Raw genomic sequence first — 22098 nt, forward strand, 5'->3', positions numbered from 1 at the left:
TCCCACGCTGTGCTCACGAATCCAGGGAACAGATTGCGTGGGCGTTCGGTGCTCTTGATGATTTCTCTACTCGAACTGTTCCATCGACCGTGATTCGGCAAGTGACGTCACCGTCTTGGCCGTTTTGTCCTGTGAGGGTGATGAGGTGGTCGCCCTGCTGTGTCGTCAGGTCTTTCGACCATGGTGAGGCAACGTCGAGTGCTTGTTGTACGCCGTTGTCGTCGATGTAAAGTACTCGTCCTACCCTTCCTGAAGTCGAGATGACTTCGTATCGCATCGTTCTCGTCGTATCGGGGGTTTTCACCGTCGTCGGCGCGATTGTCGGGGCAGGTCCTGCCGGGTCGTTCGCCGGTCGGCTGACCACGAATGCGGTGATGCCACCACCGACCAGCAGCAGGACCACCAGAAGCAGCACCCATGGCCAGTTCGGCCGCTTCGTCGTCGGAGGCGGTGGTGGTGTGCGCTGAGGTGCGGGGGTGTAGGTGGACCATGGCTGGGTCGGTGGTGGAAGCGTGGCGTAGTGGAACCCTGCGGGTGCGACCCGGCGTCGGCGCGACCGGAGGTAGAAGCCGACCAGGAAGGCCACGAGGATCGTTGCGGCAACAGCCGACATGACGAGGCTGCCGAGGTCGGACGGAGACCCCGCTGCGGCTGCGTTCTGCTCCTGAAGTGGTTCGCTGGATCCGCCGAGCCAGATCTTCCCGCGTCGGTCGGGAACCGAACTCTGGAAAGACTTGCCGATGACATCGGTGAGATCTGGGTGCGCTTGCGCGAGTGCCGATTCGGTGAGCTGGTTCAGCGGTACCTCGCTGAAGTCGACGCCACCATAGGTATATGTCGTTTCGTAAATGTAGTCACCGCGCTCGACCTGCCTGGTGACGTTGAATTCATGCTTGTTGTACGAATCGACATACTGGTTGAACACATCTCGCGGGGACCACGGTCGCAAAGCCGGCCAGTTGCGCACGTCACCGCTGTCGATCAAGGTCGACAACGTCCCTCCCGAAGCGTGCCGCTGGCGGTACCACTCGGCAGCCACTCGGCTCAGGTACACCTGTCGCAATTCGGCGAATTCGGGTGCGTCGTTGATCGCCTCCTTGACCTTGGGCAAGATCAGATTCCGGAACGCGCTCTCGAGACCGATGTCCGGCACGACGCAGGACGAATCGGCTTGTCCCTGAAAGTATTCGGTCTCCGATTTGACGTCCAGCGGCGCGTCGACGATGTACAAGCCGCCATCTTGCTCGTACACACCGGCCGGCTCGGGGACGATCCACTGCCGATGGGAGATGCAACTGCCGGCGGTGAGGTCGGTGCTCCCCCAGAACTGCTGTCCGAGAGCGCTGTCGGGATGAATCAGGCTGCCGATGAGTTTCTTCATCTGGAAATCCGCCTGCAGCAGAATGCGTCCGACGTCGGTTGTGCCGAGCTGGTCATCGATGATTCGGTCGGGCTCCGCGGGATTCAGATTCACCCAGAAGGTGGAGGGGGAGAGGCTCAGCCATACGAAGAACGCATCCGAGGCTCGGGCCACCGCGTTCCGTCCTTCGGGAATCTTGTGGTCGGGGCTGGTGGCCGTGGTCGCGTCGAACGCGTATTCCAGTGTGCCGCCTTTCCCTTCGGCGAGGTATCGCAGTTGCAGTGTCGAGAAGTCGATGCCACCGGGATCGCTCCCAGGCTCGAGTGCCTTGGCTGTTGGCCCTTGGGCAGGTTTGTCGCCGGGTACGGTGAAGTCCCGGAAGCCCATTTGCGCCGAGGCGTCCGGCCCGGTGGGCATGTCGCGCCGCACCCATGTGTCGTACGAACTACTCAGTTCATTCTGCGCTGCGTATTCGGGCCGCTTGCTCTTCTCCTCGGTGAGGTAGCGCATGTCCCGAAGTCCGGGAAACAAGGAACCATCTCGTAGGCCTGCCAGGCACTTGGTCGGTCCTTCGCACGGGATCCGCTCCGACAGCCCGATATCGGATGTGGTTGCCGCGGGATTGTTCTTCTTGACCACCTCGTTCAAATAGAGCTCGGCCATCCGTTCGGAATGCAGCCCGGGGCTCTTTCGTTCGGCCTCGATGGCCGGGATCTTCCGCACATCCCACTGATCGCTCGGATACCACGAGGTCCGCCAATCGACCGACCTGCCCTGTGCATCCACCAGTGGTCTGAGATGCGGGTCGACCAGCGCCCACTGACCGGTGTTCGCGTTGTCGAGACGATAGATATCGATGAAGGCGATGGTGGTGGCGTTGTCGAATCGGGAAATACTGGGAGCGACCACGACATAGACCGTCCCGTCGACCGAGAACCGGAAAGCCGCGACATTGCGATTCCAGGTGACCGTGGTCTTGGCCTGCTCATCTTTGGCGAGCTTGCTGGGCAGGTCCTCGGTGTGCCGGAACCGGTAGAAAAGGATCGGAATGTGCATGGGGTCGCCAGGAAGGACTTTCCTGGGCTCGACACCGCTGTAGGGGGCAGGAGTCGGATCGCCATAACTGGGCGTGGCCCCGAAGCCGCTGAACAGCAGCGCGAGAACCACTGCCAAGACAGCGCTCAGGTGGCGATGCCGGCGCCTCCTGTCGCCTGGAATCGTGACCTGGATCATTCCCACTCCGTTTCCAGCTCCGACAGGAACCATTCCCAGGGCGCGTCATCGGACAACGCCTCCGGATCGCGTTCAGCGAGCGGTTCCCGGACACTATTGATCGCGTTGAAGAGCAGTTCCTCATCCACCTCGGACAGGCTCAGCACGTTCTGGCGGAGCAAGCCATGGAAGTACACGAACAGGGCGAGATCCGAGTTGTAGAAAACCGTGCGCCCCCGGTCGATTCGATACACTCGCTCGGATTCGAGATCCACCCCGAACACACTGTTGGTGGTGTCCTGCGCGAACACCAGATACTCGGCCCCATCGCGTCGCACGAGGGTGGACAACCGGTCATCTCTGATGAAGCTGATGGCCAGCAGCGAGGTTGTCGGCAGCCCGACGGTCGTCAAGAATTCCCGGGTGGCCGATGGCACGCGAGTCGGAATCAGTTCCGGCAGAACCGGCTGCAGCTCGCCGTCCCACACCTCGCGAATCTCTTCAGCCGACAAATCCGTCATGATGAAATCCCTTCCTGCTGCACGAGTCCGAGACATATGACGAACCGCTCATCTCGGCAGCTGTGCGATGACCTGGTGTGCCAATGCAATCACCTCGGCCTTCGCGGTCTCGTAGCCGAGGTTGGCGCCGGACCAGCTGATATCGATCGTCACGTTCCGAACCAGCACGATCAGATGGGCATCGGTGCCGGGATAGATCTGGACGTTGCTCCCGGTCCCCACCCGAAGACTGCCGTCCTGGTGCGCGACAGTGGCGAGGTCACCGAGACCGGGCACCGGCTCGAGTCCGGGGGCGAGTGCGTATTGGCCCATCGTCTCGGTTGAGATGTCGTAGTTCTTTCGTGCGTTCTCCACCGAGCCGGATCCCGGTGCGCCATAGCCTGCGTGGGCTTCGGCCCTCATTCGCAAGCGCAGCCGATCAGCGCCGCGCGGCTCCCAGACGCACGTCTGGTGTGGGCCAGGGGATTCGGTGTCTTTCAGCGGCACCGATTTGATGGCGTCGGGCAGCGCAGGTCCCACCTTGCCGCACAGTCCGCTGAGGTCGGTCACCGGTCGGGGCGGTTGCGGCGCGGTGGGCGAGGCATCGGCACCCATCGTTCGGTCGACGTATTTACCGAGCACACTGTGGAATTCGGCGAGATCCGGTTCGGTGTAGAGCATCGGTCGACTGCTGTTCAGCCAGACGATGCTCGGACACGTGCGGTTGCTCCCGTCGAGGCCGGCCCCGCGCATCTGCTCGCGGGCGACCTCCTTGCCGGTCCTGGCCTCGAACACGGTGACCTGGTAGCGGCCACGGTGCAGCGGTACGGTGCCGGAATCGAACGAGCAGTTCTGCAAGAACTCATCGGCTTCGGCTTTGCCGAGACACGCGACCAGCTGATATCGAGGCGGGTCCACCGCGAGCCACTGCTGTGGTCGATTCGAGGACCAGGACAACGTCTGCACCTCATTGACCGAACCCGTATCGCTGGTCGAAAACGCCATGATCGGATGTGGTGCGTTGCCCGTATAGGCGTCGGCCTGCGGGAAGTACGTGCGCGGACTCGAGCAGGCACCGACGAGGTCTCTGTCGTTCTGCAGTGCCCGGTCGTCGGCCGACGCCGAATCATCCGCACCGAACAAGCAACCGCCGAGTAGCGCGGCCATGACAACCAGGGCCGCCATAGTCGCGCCGACCGACCACCTGGCCGACGCTGACCGACCCCATGCCAAGCCCGTCATCGGTGCCTCCCACCGCCACCGGGTTCCGAGAAGCGTTCAACAGCAAGCAGAAGCATCGGCAGCCATCGCAACGTCCCCCCAGAACAGGAACTCTCCAGTGTTTCGGCGCACGGTGACTACGGCAAGCCGGGAAAACTAGGGTCTCCCCTTCCCCGGTGTTGTGGACACCGAACGCCGCATCCGCGCCGCTGGCTTCCCGCGCGACAAATCGTTGCGCGCGTTCGACTTCGACGCCAACCCCACCGCCGAAGAAGCCGCCATCAACACCCTCGCCTGGGGCGACCGGATCAAGAAAAGGCCTGCCACATTGCCTGACCGGAGACTCCGGCACCGGCAAATCACATCTGCTTTGGTGGGCAATGGTGCACCAGTTCCTGGCCGTGAGATCTCCAGCGCTGGAGGCAAACTACGGTACGTGTGGTGAAGCCAGCCATCTTCGTGGGTGGTTATGCATCCACCGGAGGAGTCATGGACTACTGCGACGCGGTCCATGGTGACCCAGCTTCACGCGACGCGAAGTTCAAGGCTGTTCAAATCTTTCAGATCACCGGCACCGGCATCATGCTGGCTGCGGGTTCGGCTTCCTCATCCAGGTGTCCGGCCCTGCAGGTCAAAGCTGCTGGCCGGGATGACACCTCACCATGTGACAATCCCGTCGCCGATGCACGGTGAACCGAGAACCCCTCCCGAAAGGAATCCGTCCATGCCGAACCGCGAAGCCCTGCAACCCGCTGGTCTCGCCATACCGAAATCGCCCTATTCGAGCGTAATCGTCAGCGGAGACCTGATTTTCACGGCGGGCCAGGCACCGTTCGACAGTGACGGCAACCTCGTCTCCGAGGACTTCGCCGAGCAAACCCACCAGACGCTGCGCAACCTGCGTAGCTGCCTGGAAGCGGCCGACTGCGGATTCTCCGATGTCCTCAAGGTCACGGCCTATATCGTCGACCCGGCGGACTTCGCCACGTTCAACGAGATCTATCAGCAGTACTTCACCGAGCCGTATCCCGCCCGCGCCACCCTCGTCACCAACCTTCTGGGGTTCAAGGTGGAGATAGAGGCGATCGCGCGCAAACCGTAGATCATCAAGTGCCCATGTGTATTTCAACTGATTCCATCACGGAAGGCAGTCCAGATCCAGGAGTCGGGTAGACACCCGACTGACGCGAACGGGCCCCAGCATCCCTGGCGGCTCTGGGGCCGTTCTAGTCTCTGCGCGCTACGGGCGGTCGAACTCACCGTCATTTACGCCTGCGGTGAAGGCATCCCACTCGTTGGGGGTGAAGACTAGCGCCGGGCCGGTCGGGTTCTTGGAGTCCCGGAGGCCGACCAGTCCGCCATCCAGGTGCGCTACCTCCACACAATCCTTTGTTGAACTACTGCGGCTCGACTTGAACCACTCGGCACCAGCAAGGTTCACGTTCACAATTAGCACTCCTTTGCTTTCCTCAGCAGCGTTGTGCGTCGGCAGGTCTCAGCGAAGCACCGTGCGGTATGGAAACTGCGGGTTGTCTTCGTATTGCGGTTACGGACGGCCGAACTCACCGTCATGTACGCCAGCGGTGAAGGCATCCCACTCGCCAGGCGCGAAGACCAACGTCGGACCAGTCGGGTTCTTCGAGTCACGCATGCCGACCATGCCCCCGTCAAGGTGTGCGACCTCAACGCACTGTCCCCCGGTGTCACTGTGGCTACTCTTGGACCACGGGACTCCGGACAGGTCAGTGCTCACGCTCATACTCCTTCGTCACCCGTCGTATCAGCTTCTCGGGTTCTGACTCCATCTAGGCTCGTGCGTCGGATGTCGGTCTTGGTATCGCGGTTACGGGCGGTCGAACTCGCCGTCTTGCATGCCAGCGGTGAAGGCATCCCACTCGCCAGGGGTGAAGACAAGCGCAGGGCCAGTCGGGTTCTTACTGTCCCGCACACCGACCAGTCCGCCAGCCAGGTGCGCCACCTCGACGCAGTCCTTACCGCTGGAGCTGCGGCTGCCCTTGAACCACTTGGCACCAGCAAGATTCACGTTCACGATTGATACTCCGTTACTTTGCTCAGAAGTGCTCTGTCCGTATGTCTCTACGAAGCATCGTGCAGTGTGGAAGCTGCGGCTGTCTTGGTATCGCACTTACGGCTGGTCGAACTCGCCGTCATGCACTCCTGCGGTGAAGGCGTCCCATTCGCTGGGGGTGAAGACGAGCGCTGGGCCGGTCGGGTTCTTGGAGTCCCGGACGCCGACCAGTCCGCCATCCAGGTGCGCTACCTCCACGCAATCCTTTGTTGAACCGCTCCGGCTCGACTTGAACCACTCGGCCCCGGACAGGTCGATGTTCACTCGGCATACTCCTTTGCAACAGCCAGGATCAGGCTCCTGGACTTGCCTCGATCCAACGCTACCCGGTCTATCTCTCGCAGCGCATGGCGATAACGTTCCACCTCGGCTTCCCGTTCCAGGTACAGATCGCCCGCGTACTCCTCCACATAGACGATCGGCGGCTCCGCAAGCTTGGACTGCGGCAACTCCGGGAACTCCAGGAGGCTGAAGGAGCCGACATATGACCCGAGGATGCTCCGCGCACTGAACCGCACCACACGCACTGAAACATTAGGCAGATCAGACACTTTGACGAGGTGGCGCATTTGTCCGGTCATCACGGCCGGTCCTCCCACCTGATCACGGAGCACCGACTCCGACAAGATGACATCGACCGTAAAGTGAGGATCTTCGAGACGTGTTTGCCTTCGCGTAGCCCACTCGATTCGCTTCTCAACCACATCGGACGGCACATCGGGTGATTCTGCCCAGGCAATCTCACGTCGATACTCAGGAGTCTGAAGTAGTCCAGGAAGGATCGCTATCTTCCAGGCAGTCAACCGGCACGCCGATTCTTCTAGAGCTAGATAGTGATCAAAGTCCGTCGCGATCTGATCCGCGTAAGCCCTCCACCAGCCCCCGCCGCGCTCACGGGCTGCGCGCACTTCTTGCACCAGGCCCAGAAGGGTTTTCCGCTCCGCGTCGGTGGCACCGAACGCGTCACACAGGGCGTTAACCATCATGTTGGTTACGCGCGTCGACTGACCTTCCTCAATGCGGCCGATTGATTGCGGGGACGTCTCCCCCACCCTCGCCGCTTCGGCCTGGGTCATCTCCTTGGCCGTGCGGAGTCTTCGGAGTTCACGGCCAAGAGCCCGCCGCGCCAGGGTGCTTCCTGTAGCGCTCACGTCATTAGCCTCGCTGTCGAGTGACCCGATTTTTGGAAGCCGTCAACTGGCAGCATCCGCCCGGCAGCATCCGCAGTAAAAGTACGGCATCTATCAATCGGATTCACGTGTTTGAGGATTCCAGTTTTGACGGCTTGGGTGTGTTCTGGGAGACGCGCCCAGAGAGATAGCTCTCTACCCTCATCAGGAGTTTGTCAGAGGCGGGCGCACCCAAGCCACAATCGATGCCCCGGAGGTCGGCAGATGCCGAACAACGAGCTCCCCCAACGAGACCCGCTTATCGGTCCACCTATCGCCTATGTGGGCGCAAAGGCCGACGTGGTCGATCGCTTCGCAACAGCGCTGCGGGAGTGGGTAGGCCCGCCCATCACCACAGATCCAAGTCTGCGCTGGACTTTCGAGTCCGTAGTACCAGGCACACCTAACCCACTGTCGAACTGAGCAGAGGCCAATCCCGATGGACCACATACCGTTTGGTGATTCCCCGATATCCCGCTGCCTCTTCTACAGGCGGATATGCGATCTGCCCGCGACCATCGATCCGCCGAGCTTGGGTCGCATCATCATGAAAGCCACACACGTCGGAGGGCTCACAATGCCCGCACCGCTGGGCCAATCAGTCAAACACGACATGAGTCGACGCGGAGCCGCCATCGGCCCGATCCTGTCGCACCCACGGTCCAACAGATGGACCTTCTTGATCCGACCCGACGTACCCGACGATGTGCCGCTGTTCGCTGATCTGTTCCGGCACAACGTATCTGTCATCCGAAACGGCGGAACAGTAGCGCTGCCGTCACCGACCACGCAATCCGGAGCCATCAGGCAATGGATCGAACCACCACGTGACACCTTCCGCCCCTCCGGCCTCCTCGTCATCGAATCTGTCCGCGCGTGCGTGGGACCGGGCCGAGTGCGGGCGGTGTCACATGCCTGACAACGACAGCAGGCCAGCGATCGCCCGGACTGATCGCACTTGCCTCGGCGAGGACGTAAACCGATGTGCGACATGATCCCTCACCCGTCACCCGGCGCGATCGCCCCACACGTGCGGGCGCTACTCGCGGTCTTCCACGAGGACACCGCCCACAAACTCGCGATCGCCCCCACCGACAGTCCGCCCATCGTCCACCAGTCGGACGGAACCCTGTGCGCCGTCGACGAGAACGGCTGGCCGGAACTGCACGACAACCTCGACGAACTCGAAGCGATCCCGGTACGCCCCGCCAGCGTCCGAGACACGGAAACACCATGAGCGCAATCGGTTCCCCGATGCCGGACGAGGCGGATGTCCACCTGAGCGTGTTCCTGCACGGCGTGCGGCTGGATTTCGTCGCGTGCCTGACTGCGGCCTTGCGATTCGTGGAAGACCACCGAGCACGCCATTACGTCGATGCGGTGCACGTGATCCCCGGCGACACGACCGGGTTGGCACGGTTGCCCAATGAGCGGTTATTTCTGGAACCCTCAGCAACGACGCGCCACGAGCCCAGATAGGTGACCTTCGGCGGCGACGGACTTGATCAGCGCCAACGTTACGAGATCGAGCGTGCTCGGCGACTGCGTGAATCCGTTCGAGCTGCCTCGACTGGGCGAATTGTCTGGGTGGCCGGGCTGATCACCGAATACCGGTCACCCTGCCCCCGGCATTGCGTCGGGCCGCGGCGCGGGATTCGAGGAATCGTTTCGGTACATGCGGTGCATCACCATCCGCCGTCGAAGAAGGCCAAGAGTGCCGGCGCCGGGTCTGCTGCGGTGGTCGTGTTCGCCACCACGACAACGATCACGGCCAGCGACAACAACGCGGCGAGAACACCGAACGACCCCAACACACGCCTGGTTCGCCTGTCGGACGACTCCGTTCTCGCAAACCTCTTCCACAACACCACGCTCATGCCGATGAGGACGACCGCCACGATCGCGGCAACCACGGCCATCGCCACGTGATATCGAGAAAAGTCGCTGATCATCACTTCGAGGGCAGGCGGGGTTTGGCCACCCGCACTCAGGGAGTCGGCCAGTCGCTGCCTGACTTGATCGAGCGTATCGGCGAGTTCTCCGTCGGTTGCGCCGACCGTCAGCATCGGAAACAGTGAGGCGAAGGGCGCTACTGCACCCTGGACGTTGGCCATCACCATCACCAACGAGAACAGCGCGAGCATCGTGACAAGAACGGCCGACGCGAGGGCGGCCCTCCTTCGCACCCCGAGACCGCCAGCCCCCAGGAATGCCTTCCAGAGAAGAACGCCGAGCGCAACGAGCACGATCAGCAAGATTGCCGCGATCACGGCCTTGGCCACGTGGTAACGGAACCAGTAATCGACAACCCTCGCCAAGCCCGGGGAGAAATCCCGGTCGCCAGAACTCCAATACTCGACGAACGCCGCGCGGAGGGCTTCGCGGAGGTTGCGCTCATCGACGGAGCCACTGCTCGAGCTGCTCGCCGCCAGCGTGCGCGGGGCGACAACGAAGGCGGCGACGAGGGCAACGGCGAGGGCGGCGAGCATGGCGACTGCGCGACCGGAGATACCTGTGGATCGCGACGGGGTTGCGGGACTTGGCAAGGAGATTCCTTCGGCTGGCCGGACGGCCCGCATACATCCGCAACTGCCGATGCCCAGCGAGATCGCCCGGTTGGTTATCCTCACGACGCGCCGGATAGCCATCTTCGAACTCGGTCGTTCGGGCGAGCCGTAGCTGTTGGCCGCCAATCGATCTCGTGATGATCCGATAGTGCCCATCGCGAGGTGACCGCAGTTCAGGTCGTAGAACAGAGGGCGGCGTCGACGACCTTCATGATGTCGTCTGTGGCTTCTGGTGTTTCGGGGACCTGGTTGACGCTCACAGTGACCGAGCGGCCGTCGCCGGTGACGCCACCGCGGGTCTCGAATCCGTCGATGTCGCCGCCGTGGCCCCAACTGTCTTTGCCGCAGAACAGTCGGCGGTGCATGAGGCCGAGCCCGTAGCCGATCGGCGGCCCCGAAACTTTCACGGGGACAGTGTGTTTCATCTCCGCCAGCTGAGCGGGTGGCAGCAGTTTTCCGTCCAGCAGTGCGGTGAAGAACTGGTTGAGGTCCGCGCCGGTCCCGACCATCGCTCCCGCTGCACCAGCCGACGACACGTTCTGGCTTGTGTAGTCGACCGGTTCGCCGCCGACCTCGCTGTAGCCGATGGGATGTGGACCGCGGATATCGGTTTCGTCAGAGTCCGGATAATAGGTGTCGCGCAAGCCGAGCGGCTCGATGACGCGGCGGGTGATCTCCGCGCCGACCGAACCTCCGGTGATCTTCTCGATAACCATCCCCGCGAGCGCGTAGTTGGTGTTGGAATATGCCCACTGTGCTCCGGGTTCGAAATCGGCGGGCGCGGTCAGCGCGTTGCGCACCACTTCGGCCATATCCGTTTTCCCCCACCGTGCTTGCTCGGTGTGGATCTCGAGCTGTCCTGGCTTGGGGGTCGCTCCGAACTCCGCCGCGTATTCGGGTAGTCCACTGGTGTGCTGCAACAGATTTCGGATCGTGATCCGATTCCCGTCGATACCCGGCCCGTGCACCACTCCCGGTAGATACCGTTCCACCGGCGCATCCAATTCGACCTTGCCCTCGGCCACCAACTGCAGCGTGACTGTCGCCACGAATGTCTTGGTGTTGCTGCCGATCCGCACTCGAGCGTCGTCCTGGAAGGGTGTGCCCTTTTCGAGGTCGCCTACTCCCGCGGTCGCGGTCCAGACCCGGCCGTGATCGGTGACCACGACTTGGGCGCCGGGGAGGTGGTCTCCTGAGATCAATTGGTTCAGGGCCTCGGTGACCTTCGCCCGTCCGGCATCGGCAGAGGCCGGCTCGGCCCGATCGGTTCCCGTGGAACCGCAAGACGCTGCCATGATGGCCACCAATGCTCCGGTTACCACCGCGGTGGCCGACGATCGACGGCATACCCTTATGCGCAAGGTGATTCCTTATCTGCTGCGGACTCAGTCACGCTACGAGAAGCTCGGGTATCTCTCCTATGTGGCAAGCCCCCCTCTTTCCGGTAGTGCTGGCCCTACCGGCTGTCGACAGGACCTGCGCGGCGAAATCCGCAGCCGGGCGAACGGGTCGCCCTAGCGGTGCAGCGCACGCAACCCCGGCCGCGGCAACCCGTGCTCGGCTGCCCACCTGACCGCGTACCGTGCGTTCATAAAAACCCCTGTGGCATGCGAAACAATCCACAGTACGTCGCGTCGGCCCGCGGTGAGCCCGGTTTCGTTTGCTGTGCGAGACTGCACTGGTGGCCGAGACCGTTGAACTCATTACGAACGTTTCCGACACCGCCCGCTGGGTGGCCGCCTACCGCGCCGTCGAATCTGCCCGCCCCGATGCCCTTTTCCACGATCCCCTCGCCGACCGAGTCGCCGGGGAGCGGGGCCGCGCCATAGCCGCCCACACACCGCGCTTGATGCTCAATGGCTGGAACCTCGTCACCCGGACCAAACTCATCGACGACCTGATCCTGAAGACCATCGCGCAGGGCTGCGATCTGGTGATCAATATGGCCGCGGGTATGGATACCCGGCCGTATCGGCTGGATCTGCCCTCCGAATTCCCTTGGATAGAGGCCGATCTCCCCGAACTGGTCGCCGAGAAGAACACGCTGCTGGCCGGGGAGTCGCCGCAGTGCGCGCTCACCCGCACGGCGGTGGATCTTGCCGATCCCGAGGCGCGGCGGCGGTTCCTGGACGAGGCCCTCGCGGGTGCGCAGCGGGCGCTGGTGCTCACCGAGGGGCTGGTCTACTACCTCACCGACGACGATGTCACCAGCTTGGCCGCCGCGCTGGCTCGTCCTGAAATCGCCTGGTGGGCAATGGATGTCAATAACCAGGCGCTTGTGAAGCGAATTAACAAATCCACCACCGAACTGCTGGCCAACGCCCCATGGCGGTTCGGTCCGGTCGATCCGCTGAGCTTTTTCGCCGACCTCGGCTGGACGGTCGACGAGGTGGAACTTCTGGCCTCGGCGGCACACCGGTTCAACCGGCTGCCCTGGTTCATGAAGCCGTTCACGCTCTTCCCACAGCCGGATCCCCGCAAGCCGATCGAAAATTCGTGGAAGCCTTGGAGTGCGGTGGTGCGGCTCGAGCACACACCATCGAGCCTCTAGCTCGCCGTAACGAAAGGCTCTCCACCCTATGGGTAATAGCTGGCTACGTCCCCTGTCCCCCGCACCGAGGGATGGATCTCATAAATTGGTCTGCTTTCCGCATGCGGGCGGTTCCGCCATATCCTTCGGGCCATTGGCCGAATGCGTTGGGGCAGAATATGAGGTTCTCGCTGTTCAGTATCCGGGGCGACAGGATAGACGACGTGAACCGCTCGTGGGGAATATCTCCGACCTCGTCGACGGCCTGCTGCCCGAGCTGATAGAAGCAGTCGGGGGCGCCCAGGATTTCTCCTTGTTCGGGCACAGTATGGGATCTGTCGTAGCTTTCGAGGCATGCGGGCGGCTCGAGCACGAATTGGGAGCGACCGCGAGGGTCCTGTTCGCTTCCGGTCGCCGCGCGCCTTCGGCGCCGCTACCTGAGCTGCGAATGCACCTGCTGAGCGATCGAGAACTCGGTGAGCACCTACTGCGGTTCGGCGGTACACCACGGGCGTTGCTCGAGGATCCCGAATTTCGAGAGCTGATCCTGTCGATCGTCAGGAACGACTACCGGGCCATCGAGACCTACGAGTGCAGTACGGACGCGATGGTCAGCAGCCCTATCGTCGCGCTTGTCGGCGATAGTGACCCCGATGCGAGTCTCGCGGAAATCGAGGTATGGGGCTCGCACACCTCGGGAAGCTTCTTCGCGAAATCATTTCCAGGCGGTCATTTCTTCATCGATTCGAATTGCGGACCGATAGGCCTGCTGATCCGCGATCATTGCGCTCGAGCGCTGTCGAGCTAGGCCGGAACGACCGGGTGAGCAAGTCGCCCACCCGGTCGTTGTTCCTAGCTCTCGAGCCAGGCCTCGATCGCTTCGGCGACATCCGCTGAGCCGTCCTCCAGGATCGTGAAGTGGTCAGCCTGCACCGAAACAACGGTATGTGTCGAATCCCACGGTTCGGCCTGCCAGTCCACGCGATCCGATGAAGTCCCCAGGAAGGTCTGGGCGCACTGGATGAACAACGTCGGCGTGGCGACGGAGCCGGGCACCATCTCCTGTAGGAACTGCACATACCGGCCCATGCCGGTCAGCCGGGCCTGGTCGAAGCGACCGAACGTGGCCTCCGCCGACACCATGTGTCCAGCCATCGCCCGAAGCAGCCATTCGCCATCGTCGTTCACCTTGTAGGTGTCCAACATGACCATCGCGGCGGGTGCTGGGCCACCAGCCGCTTCAAGGTACTCGGTGACGAGGTAGGCCAGCAGGCCGCCCGAGGAGTATCCGAGCAGCACGAACGGTTCTCCCTGCGCCGCCTCGAGGACGCTGCGCGCGATGGCTTCCAAGGCCGCTGTCGGCGTCGCCGGCAACGGTTCGCCCGTCCGGCAGCCGATGGGCGACACCGCCACGATGTCCCGGGAGGTGCCCAGGTGCGAGGCGATCCGGGCGTACTGATGCGCGCCGCCGGTCGCCAATGGCGGTGTGAGGCAGATGAACCGCGGCAGAGCGGGTCCCGCTGCGAGTCGCGTCGGCACCGGCAGCCGGTCCGGTTCCGGTGCGGCGGTGAACTGTTCGCGCAGCTCCGCCGTCACCCGCAACAGGTCGAAGGCCTGGACGAACCGGCCGCTCTCCACCGCGCCCCGGAACATCCCGTACAGCGAGTCGTCCTCGCCGGCCGGCGCATCGCCGCGTCGTGCGGTCGCGGTGAGCTCCGTCCGCAGGTATCGTGCCAGCGCCGCCGGCGTCTTGTGGTCGAAGATCGCGGCCGTCGGCAGCGTCAGACCGGTGGACGCGTTGAGCGTGGTCCGCAGCTCCATGGCTGCCAGTGAGTCGAATCCCGATTCGAGGAAATCACGCTCCGGGTCGAGAGCATCGACGCTCTCATGACCCAGCAGCCTGGCCGCGGTCTCGAGAATGTGCTTACGGAGCCACTCTTCCTGCTCGGACTCCGGGAGCTGGGCCAGTTGCCGGCGCAGTGCGCCCGTGTCCTGGGCCCCGGCGCTCTGCCGCCGCCCGGCTCGCTTGGCCAGGTCGCGCAGCAGTGCGGGCACCGCGTCCCGAGCCCGCAGGGCGGGCAGGTCGATCTCGGTAAGGATGCTCGCCGGAGTCTCCGAAGCTACTGCGGTATCGAACAATTCGAGCGCCTTACCCGCGGCCAGTGGCGGCAGGCCCTGGCGGCGCATGCGCTGCCGGTCGGCCTCGCTGAGCCACTGCGACAGGCCCGTTTCGATATCCCACAGACCGTAGGCGAGCGCGGTGGCCGGCAGACCTTCGGCGTGCCGGTGGGTGGCGAGCGCGTCGAGGAACACGTTGGCCGCCGCGTATCCGCCCTGGCCGGCGGGCAGGATGGACCCCGCCACCGAGGAGATCAGCACGAAGGCGGATAGCCCGGCGGCCCGGGTGAGCTCGTGCAGATACCAGGCCGCGTCGGCCTTGGCGCCGAGGGAGTAGTCGATCTGCTCCGGTGTCAGGGTCTCGACCATCCCGTTGTTGGCAACGCCCGCCACGTGCACGACCGCACCCAGCGGATGCTCGGCCGGAACCGAAGCGAGCAGTGCTCGCAACGCATTTCGGTCCGCGACGTCGCAGGCGGCCACCCGCACCCTGGCACCGAGGTCGGTCAATTCCGCGATGAGATCCGCGGCGGCATCCGGTCCGCGGCGGCCTGCCAGCAGCAGGTGCCGCACACCGTGCTCGCTCACCAGGTGCCTGGCGAGGTGACGACCGATGCCACCGGTGCCACCGGTGATCAGTACCGTCCGTTCCGGATCCCAGGGTGCCCGCGGGTCCGACTCGGGCAGCGCGGCCCGCACGAGCCGCGGCACCCGTGTCCCGTCCGCCCGGACGGCCAGTTCCGGTTCACCCGACATCGCCGCGGCGGCAAGGTGATCCGGGGTGGTCTCGGCCGCGGCCTCGACGAGCACGATCCGCCCGGGATGCTCCGCCTGCGCCGCGCGCACCAGGCCCCACACCGCAGCCGTGGCCGGGTCGGCCGCAGCGTCGGTGACGACAGCCAAAGTGCTTGCCGCGTAGCGATCCTCGCGCAGGAACTCCTGGACGACGCCGAGCGTGCGGTGCAGCGCGGTGCGCAACCGGACCGGCACGTCGTCGCCGTCGACCGGGGGGCGGAACAGGACGACCGAGGCCGACGCAGACGACCCCCACTCGGCCCACGAACCCGCCGAGCGCAGTTCCGGACCGGGCCGCCAGCTGAGCTCGTACCGCCCGTCCGGCGCGGATCGGGTTGCGGCCGAGAGCAGTTCGAGCGACATCGGGCGCAGCGCGAGCGACCCGACGGACAACAGTGGCGCCCCACCGGTATCGGCCATGGCCAGGGCGACCTCGCCCTGGTTCAGCCAGGACAATCGAACCCGCACCCGCCGGGCCCCGTCGGCGTGCACCCGCACCGACGACCAGACGAACGGCACCAGGGTCGGCCGCTCGGCCTGCTCGTCCACGCCCTGCGGGAGACCGAAGGACAGCGCGTGCATGGCCGCGTCCAGCAACGCCGGATGCATGCCGTAGCCCTGGGTAGCGGTCGGCTCGGGCAGCGCGACCTCGGCGAAGAGGTCCTCACCGCGTCGCCACATGGCTTCCAGTCCGCGGAAGGCGGGCCCGTAGTTGTAGCCGTGATCGGCGAGTACGTCGTAGGCGCCGGCCAACTCGATGTCCGTGGCACCGGCCGGTGGCCACTGCGCGAAGTCCGTCCAGCCGTCCGGTGTTTCGGTTTCCCGGCTCGGGCTCACCGTGCCCTGCGCGTGGTGCGTCCACGGCACCGACGGATCGTCGTCGTCCCGCCGGGAGTAGATGTCGAGCCGCCGACGACCGGCGTCGTCGCCGTCACCGAGGATCACTTGGATGTCGACGCCGCCCTGCCCCTGGAACACCAGTGGCGCCAGCAGGGTGAGTTCCGCAAGCTCCGGGCAGTCGACCTGGTCGCCGACGTGGGCGGCCAGTTCGACGAATCCGGTGCCCGGCAGCAGCACCGTGCCGAGCACGTCGTGATCGGCCAGCCAGGGATGGGTGTTCGTGGACAGGTGGCCGGTGAATCGGACGCCGCCGCTCTCCGGCTGTGCCACCAGGGCACCCAGCATCGGGTGGTCGGTGGACCGCAGGCCGAGTGCGTGCGCCTCGCCGGTGTGCAGCGGGCCGGTGGACCAGAAGCGGCGGTGCTGGAAGCCGTAGGTCGGCAGGTCGATCCGCACGCCGCCGGTGCCGGTGTAGTAGGTCGTCCAATCCACCGTCGCACCCGAGACGTGCAGTCGAGCGAGGCCGGTCAGCACGGTCTCGGAGTCCGCTGTGTTTCGTTTGGACAGCGCGATAGTCGTTGCGGTGTCCAGGGTTTGGTCGATCATCGGGGTCAGCACCGCGTCGGGGCCGACCTCGGCGAACCTGGCTACACCCAGATCCGTCATTGCCGCAACGGCATCGGCGAACCGCACCGTGTCCCGGACCTGACCGACCCAGTACGCCGGATCCGACATCTCGTCGGCGACCCGGGCGCCGGTCACCGTCGACACCAGCGGGGTACGCGGGCGCGCGAACGTCAAACCTTCTATCGCCGTAGCGAATTCGGCCAACATCGGCTCCATCGAGGCGGAATGGAAAGCATGCGAAACCCGCAATCGGTGTGTCCGCCAACCACGTTCGGCACAACCGTCGGCGACAGCCACGACAGCGGCTTCGACACCCGAGAGCACCACCGACGACGGGCCGTTCACCGCCGCGATCGACACCTCACCGGTCAGCAGCGGCCGCACATCGGCCTCGGAGGCACCCACGGCGACCATCGCGCCACCGGAAGGCAGCGCCTGCATCATGCGACCACGCGCAGCCACCAGCACACAGGAGTCCGTCAGCGACAGCACTCCGGCCACGTGCGCGGCAGCGACCTCACCGATCGAGTGACCGGCTACGACATCCGCGCGTACGCCCCACGATTCGAGCAGCCGGAACAGCGCCACCTCGAAGGCGAACAGACCCGCCTGCGCGAACACGGTCCGATCGACCAGATCGTCGTTCGCCAATGCCGTGCTCAGCGAAACGGGCTGTTCCAGCAGCGGATCGAGCTCGGCGACGATCGCATCGAAGTGGTTGCCGAAGACCGGGAAGGCCGCGCACAGCTCCGTGGCCATGCCGGCCCACTGGGCACCCTGACCCGAGAACACCACACCCGTCGAACCCGCCAGCACACGGCCGGTCAGCACACCGGGTGCCTGCGCACCGGCCGCGAAGGTCCGGACACCTGCCAGCAGCCCCTCACGGTCCCCGGCCACCACAACAGCACGATGTTCGAAGACACTGCGCGTCGATGCCAGCGAGAAGCCGATATCGATCGGATCGTGTTCGCCCACATGCGATGCCAGGCGGGCGGCCTGAGCGGTGAGAGCATCGGCGCTGCGGGCCGAGACCGCCCATGGCAGCAACCCGCCCGCCGGAAGGGTTTTGACCACCGGAGCCGGGTCCACCGTCGGCACCGGGGCCTGTTCGATGATGACGTGCGCATTCGTACCGCTGATACCGAACGAGGACACACCCGCACGACGCGCCCGATCCACCTCCGGCCACGCCACCGGCTCGGTCAGCAAACGGATATGCCCTTCGGACCAATCAACTTTCGTGCTGGGCGCATCGACATGCAGCGTCTTCGGCAACAGTCCGTGACGCATCGCCATGACCATCTTGATCACACCACCGACACCAGCCGCCGCCTGAGCATGACCGATATTCGACTTCAACGACCCCAGCCACAGCGGACGATCCGCATCACGACCCTGCCCATAGGTAGCCAAAAGGGCCTGGGCTTCAATCGGATCGCCCAGAGTCGTACCGGTGCCGTGGGCTTCCACCACATCGACATCGACCGGCGAAACCCCCGCATTCGCCAGCGCTTGGCGAATCACCCGCCGCTGCGACGGACCATTCGGCGCGGTCAAACCATTCGACGCACCATCCTGATTCACCGCCGAACCAGCGATCACCGCAAGCACGTCATGGCCATTGCGACGCGCGTCGGACAACCGCTCCAGCACCAACATTCCGGCCCCCTCGGACCAGCCGACACCATCGGCCGCATCCGCGAAGGACTTACACCGACCATCCGGAGACAAACCCCGCTGCCTGCTGAACTCCACCAGAGTTTCCGGAGTCGCCATCACCGTCACGCCACCGGCCAAGGCCAGATCGCACTCCCCCGACCGCAGCGACTGCGCCGCCAAGTGCATTGTCACCAGCGACGACGAGCACGCCGTATCCACCGACACGGCCGGGCCCTCCAACCCGAGGGTGTAGGCGATGCGACCGGACACCAGGCTGCCGGCCGCGCTGTTACCGGTCCCCTGGGCGTAGTCGTGGTACATGACGCCGGTGAAGACACCGGTCGAACTACCGCGCAGCACCGCCGGATCCACACCTGCGCGCTCCAACGCCTCCCACGTGGTTTCCAGCAGTTGCCGCTGCTGCGGATCTGTCATCACGGCTTCGTTGGGACTGATCCCGAAGAAGTCCGCGTCGAAATCGGCAGCCGTGTGCAGGAATCCGCCCTCTCGAGTGTAGGACCTACCCGCGCGGCCGGGTTCCGGATCGTAGATGCCGTTGAGGTCCCAGCCGCGATCGACCGGGAACGTCGATACCGCGTCCCGGCCGGTGCGCACGAGTTCCCAGAGTTCTTCCGGAGACGTCACCCCTCCGGGGTAACGGCAGGCCATGCCGACCACGGCGATCGGGTCGCCGTCGACAGCCCTGACGGCGGTGACCTCGACATCGCGGCTCGTCCCGGCGAACTCGTCGGCCAGATACCGCGCCAAAGCCTGGGGCGTGGGGTAGTCGAACACCAAGGTCGCGGGCAGCGGGAGACCGGTGGCGGCCTTCAGCGCATTACGGAATTCGACAGCGGTGATCGAATCGAAGCCCAGCTCGTTGAAGGCCCGGTCCGCTGCCACCGCGTTCGTGTGCTCGTGGCCGAGGACGGTGGCGATCTGACCGCGCACGATCTCGAGCAGCACATCGAAACGCTCGCTGTCGGGAGTGCTCGACAGCCGAGCACGCAACGCCGCGGACGCACCGGAGGCTGCTCTGCGGCGCTGCGGGATCAGTGCGGAAAACAGTGCGGGCGTGGCGAATCCCGCAGAGCGCATGGCATCCAGATCCACCCGGGTGAGGACGAGGGCCGCCGTGTCCATTTCCGTCGCGGCGTCGAACAGGGCCAGACCCTGGTCCGCCGACAGCGGCAGCAGGCCCGACCGGGACATCCGGCGCCGGTCGACGTCGCTGAGCTGCGCGGCCATACCCCCGTCCGTGCTCCACAGACCCCAGGCCATAGATATACCGGGCAGCCCGGATGCCCTGCGGTGCGCGGCCAGCGCGTCGAGGCAGGCGTTGGCCGCGGCGTAGTTGCCCTGGCCGGGGCTACCGAACGCACCGGCGACCGAGCTGAACAGCACGAATGCCTTCAAAGGCAGGTCGGCGGTCAGCTCGTGCAGATGCAGCGCGGCGTCGACCTTCGGGGCCAGCACCGCGTCCATCCGCTCCGGACTCAGCGACGCGATCGCACCGTCATCGAGCAGACCGGCGAGGTGGAAGACGCCCGTAAGCGGTTGTGCGGCAGGAACAGTGGCCAGCACCGCAGCCAGCGCGCCGCGGTCGGCGACATCGCATCCGACGAATTCGACCTCGGCACCGATCCGCCGCAACTCTTCTCGCAGTGCTGTTGCGCCGGGGCCGGATTCACCGCGCCTGCTGAGCAACAGCAGACGGCGCACGCCATGGGCGTTCACCAGGTGCCGGGCGAACAGCCCACCAAGGTAGCCGCCGGCGCCGGTGATCAGGACAGTGTCGTCCGGATCGAAGGAACCGGTCGCCGCAGCGGTGGTCGAGACGACTCGCCCGAGTCGCGCTCTGTACACCTGCCCATCACGCACCGCCACCTGCGGTTCCTCTGACGCCAGAATCCCGCCCAGCAGACCGTCGAGCTCGGAATCGGTATCCACCAACACGATCCGGCCGACACCCTCGGCCTGTGCCGAACGAACCAGACCGCCCACCGCGGCACCGGCCAGATTCGAAATGTCCTCTCCGGCCACCGACACCGCGTCGGCGGTCCGAACCACCAGCACCGACTCGCCGAACCGAGGCTCGGCGAACCATGACTGCAGCACCTGCAACACACCATGAGTAGCGGCATGAACGGTGGCGGGATCATTGCCCGCCGGGCAGTCCAGCACTACCACCTGCGGGACCTGCTCACCCAGGTCACCGAGATCCGCCCAGGCCATCGCGGCAACGTCGCCCTCGGTCATCGAGATCGGCGCCCAGCTCACATCGAACACAGCGGTACGAGAAATCGGAGTGCCTGCGGTGAGCTGCGCGGGATCGATCGGCCGGGATGCCAAGTGCCGCACCGTCGCCACCGCGGCACCGGTCGAATCCGCCAGATCCAGCGCAACCCCACGCTCACCGATACGGGTCAGCCGGACCCGCAACGCATCGGCTCCCGCCGCATGCACCGTCACACCCGACCACTCGAACGGCAACGCCAGCCCAGCACCGTCCGCCGCGGCATCATCGGCAAAACGCAAGGCGTGCAAAGCCGCATCCAGCAACGCCGGATGCACACCGAACCGCCCCGCGTCGCCTCGCGCCGCCTCGGGCAACTCGACCTCGGCATAGAGGCCGTCCGATCCGCGCCACACCGCCCGCAGTGCCTGGAAGACCGGACCGTAGTGATAGCCCTGCGCATCGAGAGAGTCGTAGAGGTCCTCGATCGGGACCGCGGTGGCGTCGGCGGGCGGCCACTGCGCCAGGTCCGCCGGTGCGCCGTCGGCTCCCGGCACGAGGACGCCTTCGGCATGCAAAGTCCACGACGCCACCGAATCGGCATCGTCGTCGGGGCGGGAGAATATCCGCACCCCACGACGCCCCTCGTCCGCACCGCCGATCACCACCTGCACCGCGACACCACCGGACTCCGGCAACACCAGCGGGGCACGCAGAATCAGCTCGTCCAGGCTCGAACAGCCCACCCGCTCACCGGCGTGCATGGCGAGTTCGACGAGACCGGTGCCGGGGAACAACACGGTGTCCATGACCCGGTGGTCGGCCAACCAGGGCTGCGTCTGCACCGACAATCTGCCGCTGACGGCGACCACATCGGAATCCGGTTGCGACACCACCGCCGACACCAGCGGATGACCGGTCGCGACGAGCCCCATCGACCGGGCGTCACCCTTGCCGGCGGAACCTTCTGGTATCCAATAGCGCCGGTGCTGGAAGGCATAGGTGGGCAGGTCGATTCGCCGCGCCCCCGTCCCGGCGTAGAAACCGGCCCAATTCACCTCGGCACCGGCCACGAACAATCCGGCGATCCCACCCGCCACCGCGGACGCATCGGCACGGTCACGACGCGCCAACGCCACCGCTACAGCGGCCTCGTCGTCGAGAGTCTGCGC

General features: G+C 65.0%; 18 protein-coding genes. 7 read left to right on the plus strand and 11 right to left on the minus strand.

The annotated features are described in order from the left end of the window. Positions 1–13 precede the first annotated feature (13 nt). The 3 genes from ACFQZZ_RS15130 to ACFQZZ_RS15140 all read right to left on the minus strand — a co-directional run bounded on the left by ACFQZZ_RS15130 (position 14) and on the right by ACFQZZ_RS15140 (position 4314). A complete protein-coding gene (locus ACFQZZ_RS15130) occupies positions 14–2527 on the minus strand; it encodes an MmpS family transport accessory protein (RefSeq protein ID WP_378680558.1) in 2514 nt (837 codons plus the stop codon). Positions 2528–2589: 62 nt separating this feature from the next. Further along, a complete protein-coding gene (locus ACFQZZ_RS15135) occupies positions 2590–3093 on the minus strand; it encodes an SUKH-4 family immunity protein (protein WP_378679949.1) in 504 nt (167 codons plus the stop codon). Positions 3094–3141: 48 nt separating this feature from the next. Next, positions 3142–4314, minus strand: coding sequence for a hypothetical protein (locus tag ACFQZZ_RS15140; protein WP_378679952.1), 1173 nt, complete (start codon positions 4312–4314; stop codon positions 3142–3144). A gap of 160 nt (positions 4315–4474) precedes the next feature. On the opposite strand from ACFQZZ_RS15140, the gene ACFQZZ_RS15145 reads away from it, so the two are divergent. From ACFQZZ_RS15145 to ACFQZZ_RS15155, 3 genes are read left to right on the plus strand one after another with little or no spacing between them, the layout of a single operon-like run. Beyond that, positions 4475–4738, plus strand: coding sequence for a hypothetical protein (locus ACFQZZ_RS15145; protein WP_378679955.1), 264 nt, complete (start codon positions 4475–4477; stop codon positions 4736–4738). Next, the gene (locus ACFQZZ_RS15150; RefSeq protein WP_378679957.1) at positions 4735–4986 is read left to right on the plus strand and encodes a hypothetical protein; all 252 of its coding nucleotides are present in this window, start codon (positions 4735–4737) and stop codon (positions 4984–4986) included. Before ACFQZZ_RS15145 ends, ACFQZZ_RS15150 begins: the two co-directional genes overlap by 4 nt. A 31-nt stretch (positions 4987–5017) precedes the next feature. Further along, entirely contained in the window at positions 5018–5395 is a 378-nt protein-coding gene (locus tag ACFQZZ_RS15155) for a RidA family protein (RefSeq protein ID WP_378679959.1), read from the plus strand. 138 nt (positions 5396–5533) lie between these two features. On the opposite strand, the gene ACFQZZ_RS15160 is transcribed toward ACFQZZ_RS15155, so the two are convergent. From ACFQZZ_RS15160 to ACFQZZ_RS15180, 5 genes are all read right to left on the minus strand, one after another. Further along, the gene (locus ACFQZZ_RS15160; RefSeq protein WP_378679962.1) at positions 5534–5740 is read right to left on the minus strand and encodes a DUF397 domain-containing protein; all 207 of its coding nucleotides are present in this window, start codon (positions 5738–5740) and stop codon (positions 5534–5536) included. A gap of 99 nt (positions 5741–5839) precedes the next feature. After that, positions 5840–6046, minus strand: coding sequence for a DUF397 domain-containing protein (locus tag ACFQZZ_RS15165; RefSeq protein WP_378679965.1), 207 nt, complete (start codon positions 6044–6046; stop codon positions 5840–5842). Between the two features lie 90 nt (positions 6047–6136). After that, positions 6137–6343 carry a DUF397 domain-containing protein gene (locus tag ACFQZZ_RS15170; RefSeq protein ID WP_378679968.1) on the minus strand — a complete coding sequence of 69 codons (207 nt, stop codon included), beginning with the start codon at positions 6341–6343 and terminating at the stop codon, positions 6137–6139. Positions 6344–6439: 96 nt separating this feature from the next. After that, positions 6440–6646: a DUF397 domain-containing protein gene (locus ACFQZZ_RS15175; RefSeq protein WP_378679970.1), complete on the minus strand. Its 207-nt coding sequence runs from the start codon at positions 6644–6646 to the stop codon at positions 6440–6442. Beyond that, positions 6643–7533 carry a helix-turn-helix domain-containing protein gene (locus ACFQZZ_RS15180; protein WP_378679973.1) on the minus strand — a complete coding sequence of 297 codons (891 nt, stop codon included), beginning with the start codon at positions 7531–7533 and terminating at the stop codon, positions 6643–6645. The genes ACFQZZ_RS15175 and ACFQZZ_RS15180 overlap by 4 nt, the downstream gene beginning before the upstream one ends. Positions 7534–8533: 1000 nt before the next feature. On the opposite strand from ACFQZZ_RS15180, the gene ACFQZZ_RS15185 reads away from it, so the two are divergent. Together ACFQZZ_RS15185 and ACFQZZ_RS15190 are read left to right on the plus strand one after the other, a co-directional pair. Next, positions 8534–8788 (plus strand): hypothetical protein, encoded by a 255-nt coding sequence (locus ACFQZZ_RS15185; RefSeq protein WP_378679975.1) that lies wholly within the window; start codon positions 8534–8536, stop codon positions 8786–8788. Beyond that, entirely contained in the window at positions 8785–9030 is a 246-nt protein-coding gene (locus tag ACFQZZ_RS15190) for a hypothetical protein (protein ID WP_378679978.1), read from the plus strand. The genes ACFQZZ_RS15185 and ACFQZZ_RS15190 overlap by 4 nt, the downstream gene beginning before the upstream one ends. Before the next feature lie 206 nt (positions 9031–9236). Here the strand turns inward: ACFQZZ_RS15190 and ACFQZZ_RS15195 are convergent, their stop codons facing one another. Further along, on the minus strand, positions 9237–10244 hold the full coding sequence (locus ACFQZZ_RS15195; protein ID WP_378679980.1) for a hypothetical protein: 1008 nt from the start codon (positions 10242–10244) through the stop codon (positions 9237–9239). A gap of 47 nt (positions 10245–10291) precedes the next feature. Then, positions 10292–11413, minus strand: coding sequence for a serine hydrolase domain-containing protein (locus tag ACFQZZ_RS15200; RefSeq protein ID WP_378679983.1), 1122 nt, complete (start codon positions 11411–11413; stop codon positions 10292–10294). Between the two features lie 386 nt (positions 11414–11799). Between ACFQZZ_RS15200 and ACFQZZ_RS15205 the strand changes: the two genes are divergently transcribed. Together ACFQZZ_RS15205 and ACFQZZ_RS15210 are read left to right on the plus strand one after the other, a co-directional pair. Then, positions 11800–12669, plus strand: a complete 870-nt coding sequence (locus ACFQZZ_RS15205; protein WP_378679985.1) for a class I SAM-dependent methyltransferase — start codon at positions 11800–11802, stop codon at positions 12667–12669. 28 nt (positions 12670–12697) lie between these two features. After that, the gene (locus tag ACFQZZ_RS15210; protein ID WP_378679988.1) at positions 12698–13456 is read left to right on the plus strand and encodes a thioesterase II family protein; all 759 of its coding nucleotides are present in this window, start codon (positions 12698–12700) and stop codon (positions 13454–13456) included. Positions 13457–13500: 44 nt separating this feature from the next. Here the strand turns inward: ACFQZZ_RS15210 and ACFQZZ_RS15215 are convergent, their stop codons facing one another. Further along, a complete protein-coding gene (locus tag ACFQZZ_RS15215; RefSeq protein WP_378679991.1) occupies positions 13501–22065 on the minus strand; it encodes an SDR family NAD(P)-dependent oxidoreductase in 8565 nt (2854 codons plus the stop codon). Positions 22066–22098: the final 33 nt, after the last annotated feature.

The sequence above is a fragment of the Nocardia sp. GCM10030253 genome, assembly GCF_042675075.1.
In the GTDB taxonomy this organism is placed as follows: domain Bacteria; phylum Actinomycetota; class Actinomycetes; order Mycobacteriales; family Mycobacteriaceae; genus Nocardia.

Coding starts and splice junctions, on each gene's coding strand:
- ACFQZZ_RS15135 (WP_378679949.1), bottom strand. CDS start 3,093: ATGACGGATTTGTCGGCTGAAGAGATTCGCGAGGTGTGGGACGGCGAG.
- ACFQZZ_RS15140 (WP_378679952.1), bottom strand. CDS start 4,314: ATGACGGGCTTGGCATGGGGTCGGTCAGCGTCGGCCAGGTGGTCGGTC.
- ACFQZZ_RS15155 (WP_378679959.1), top strand. CDS start 5,018: ATGCCGAACCGCGAAGCCCTGCAACCCGCTGGTCTCGCCATACCGAAA.
- ACFQZZ_RS15185 (WP_378679975.1), top strand. CDS start 8,534: ATGTGCGACATGATCCCTCACCCGTCACCCGGCGCGATCGCCCCACAC.
- ACFQZZ_RS15190 (WP_378679978.1), top strand. CDS start 8,785: ATGAGCGCAATCGGTTCCCCGATGCCGGACGAGGCGGATGTCCACCTG.
- ACFQZZ_RS15200 (WP_378679983.1), bottom strand. CDS start 11,413: ATGGCAGCGTCTTGCGGTTCCACGGGAACCGATCGGGCCGAGCCGGCC.
- ACFQZZ_RS15210 (WP_378679988.1), top strand. CDS start 12,698: ATGGGTAATAGCTGGCTACGTCCCCTGTCCCCCGCACCGAGGGATGGA.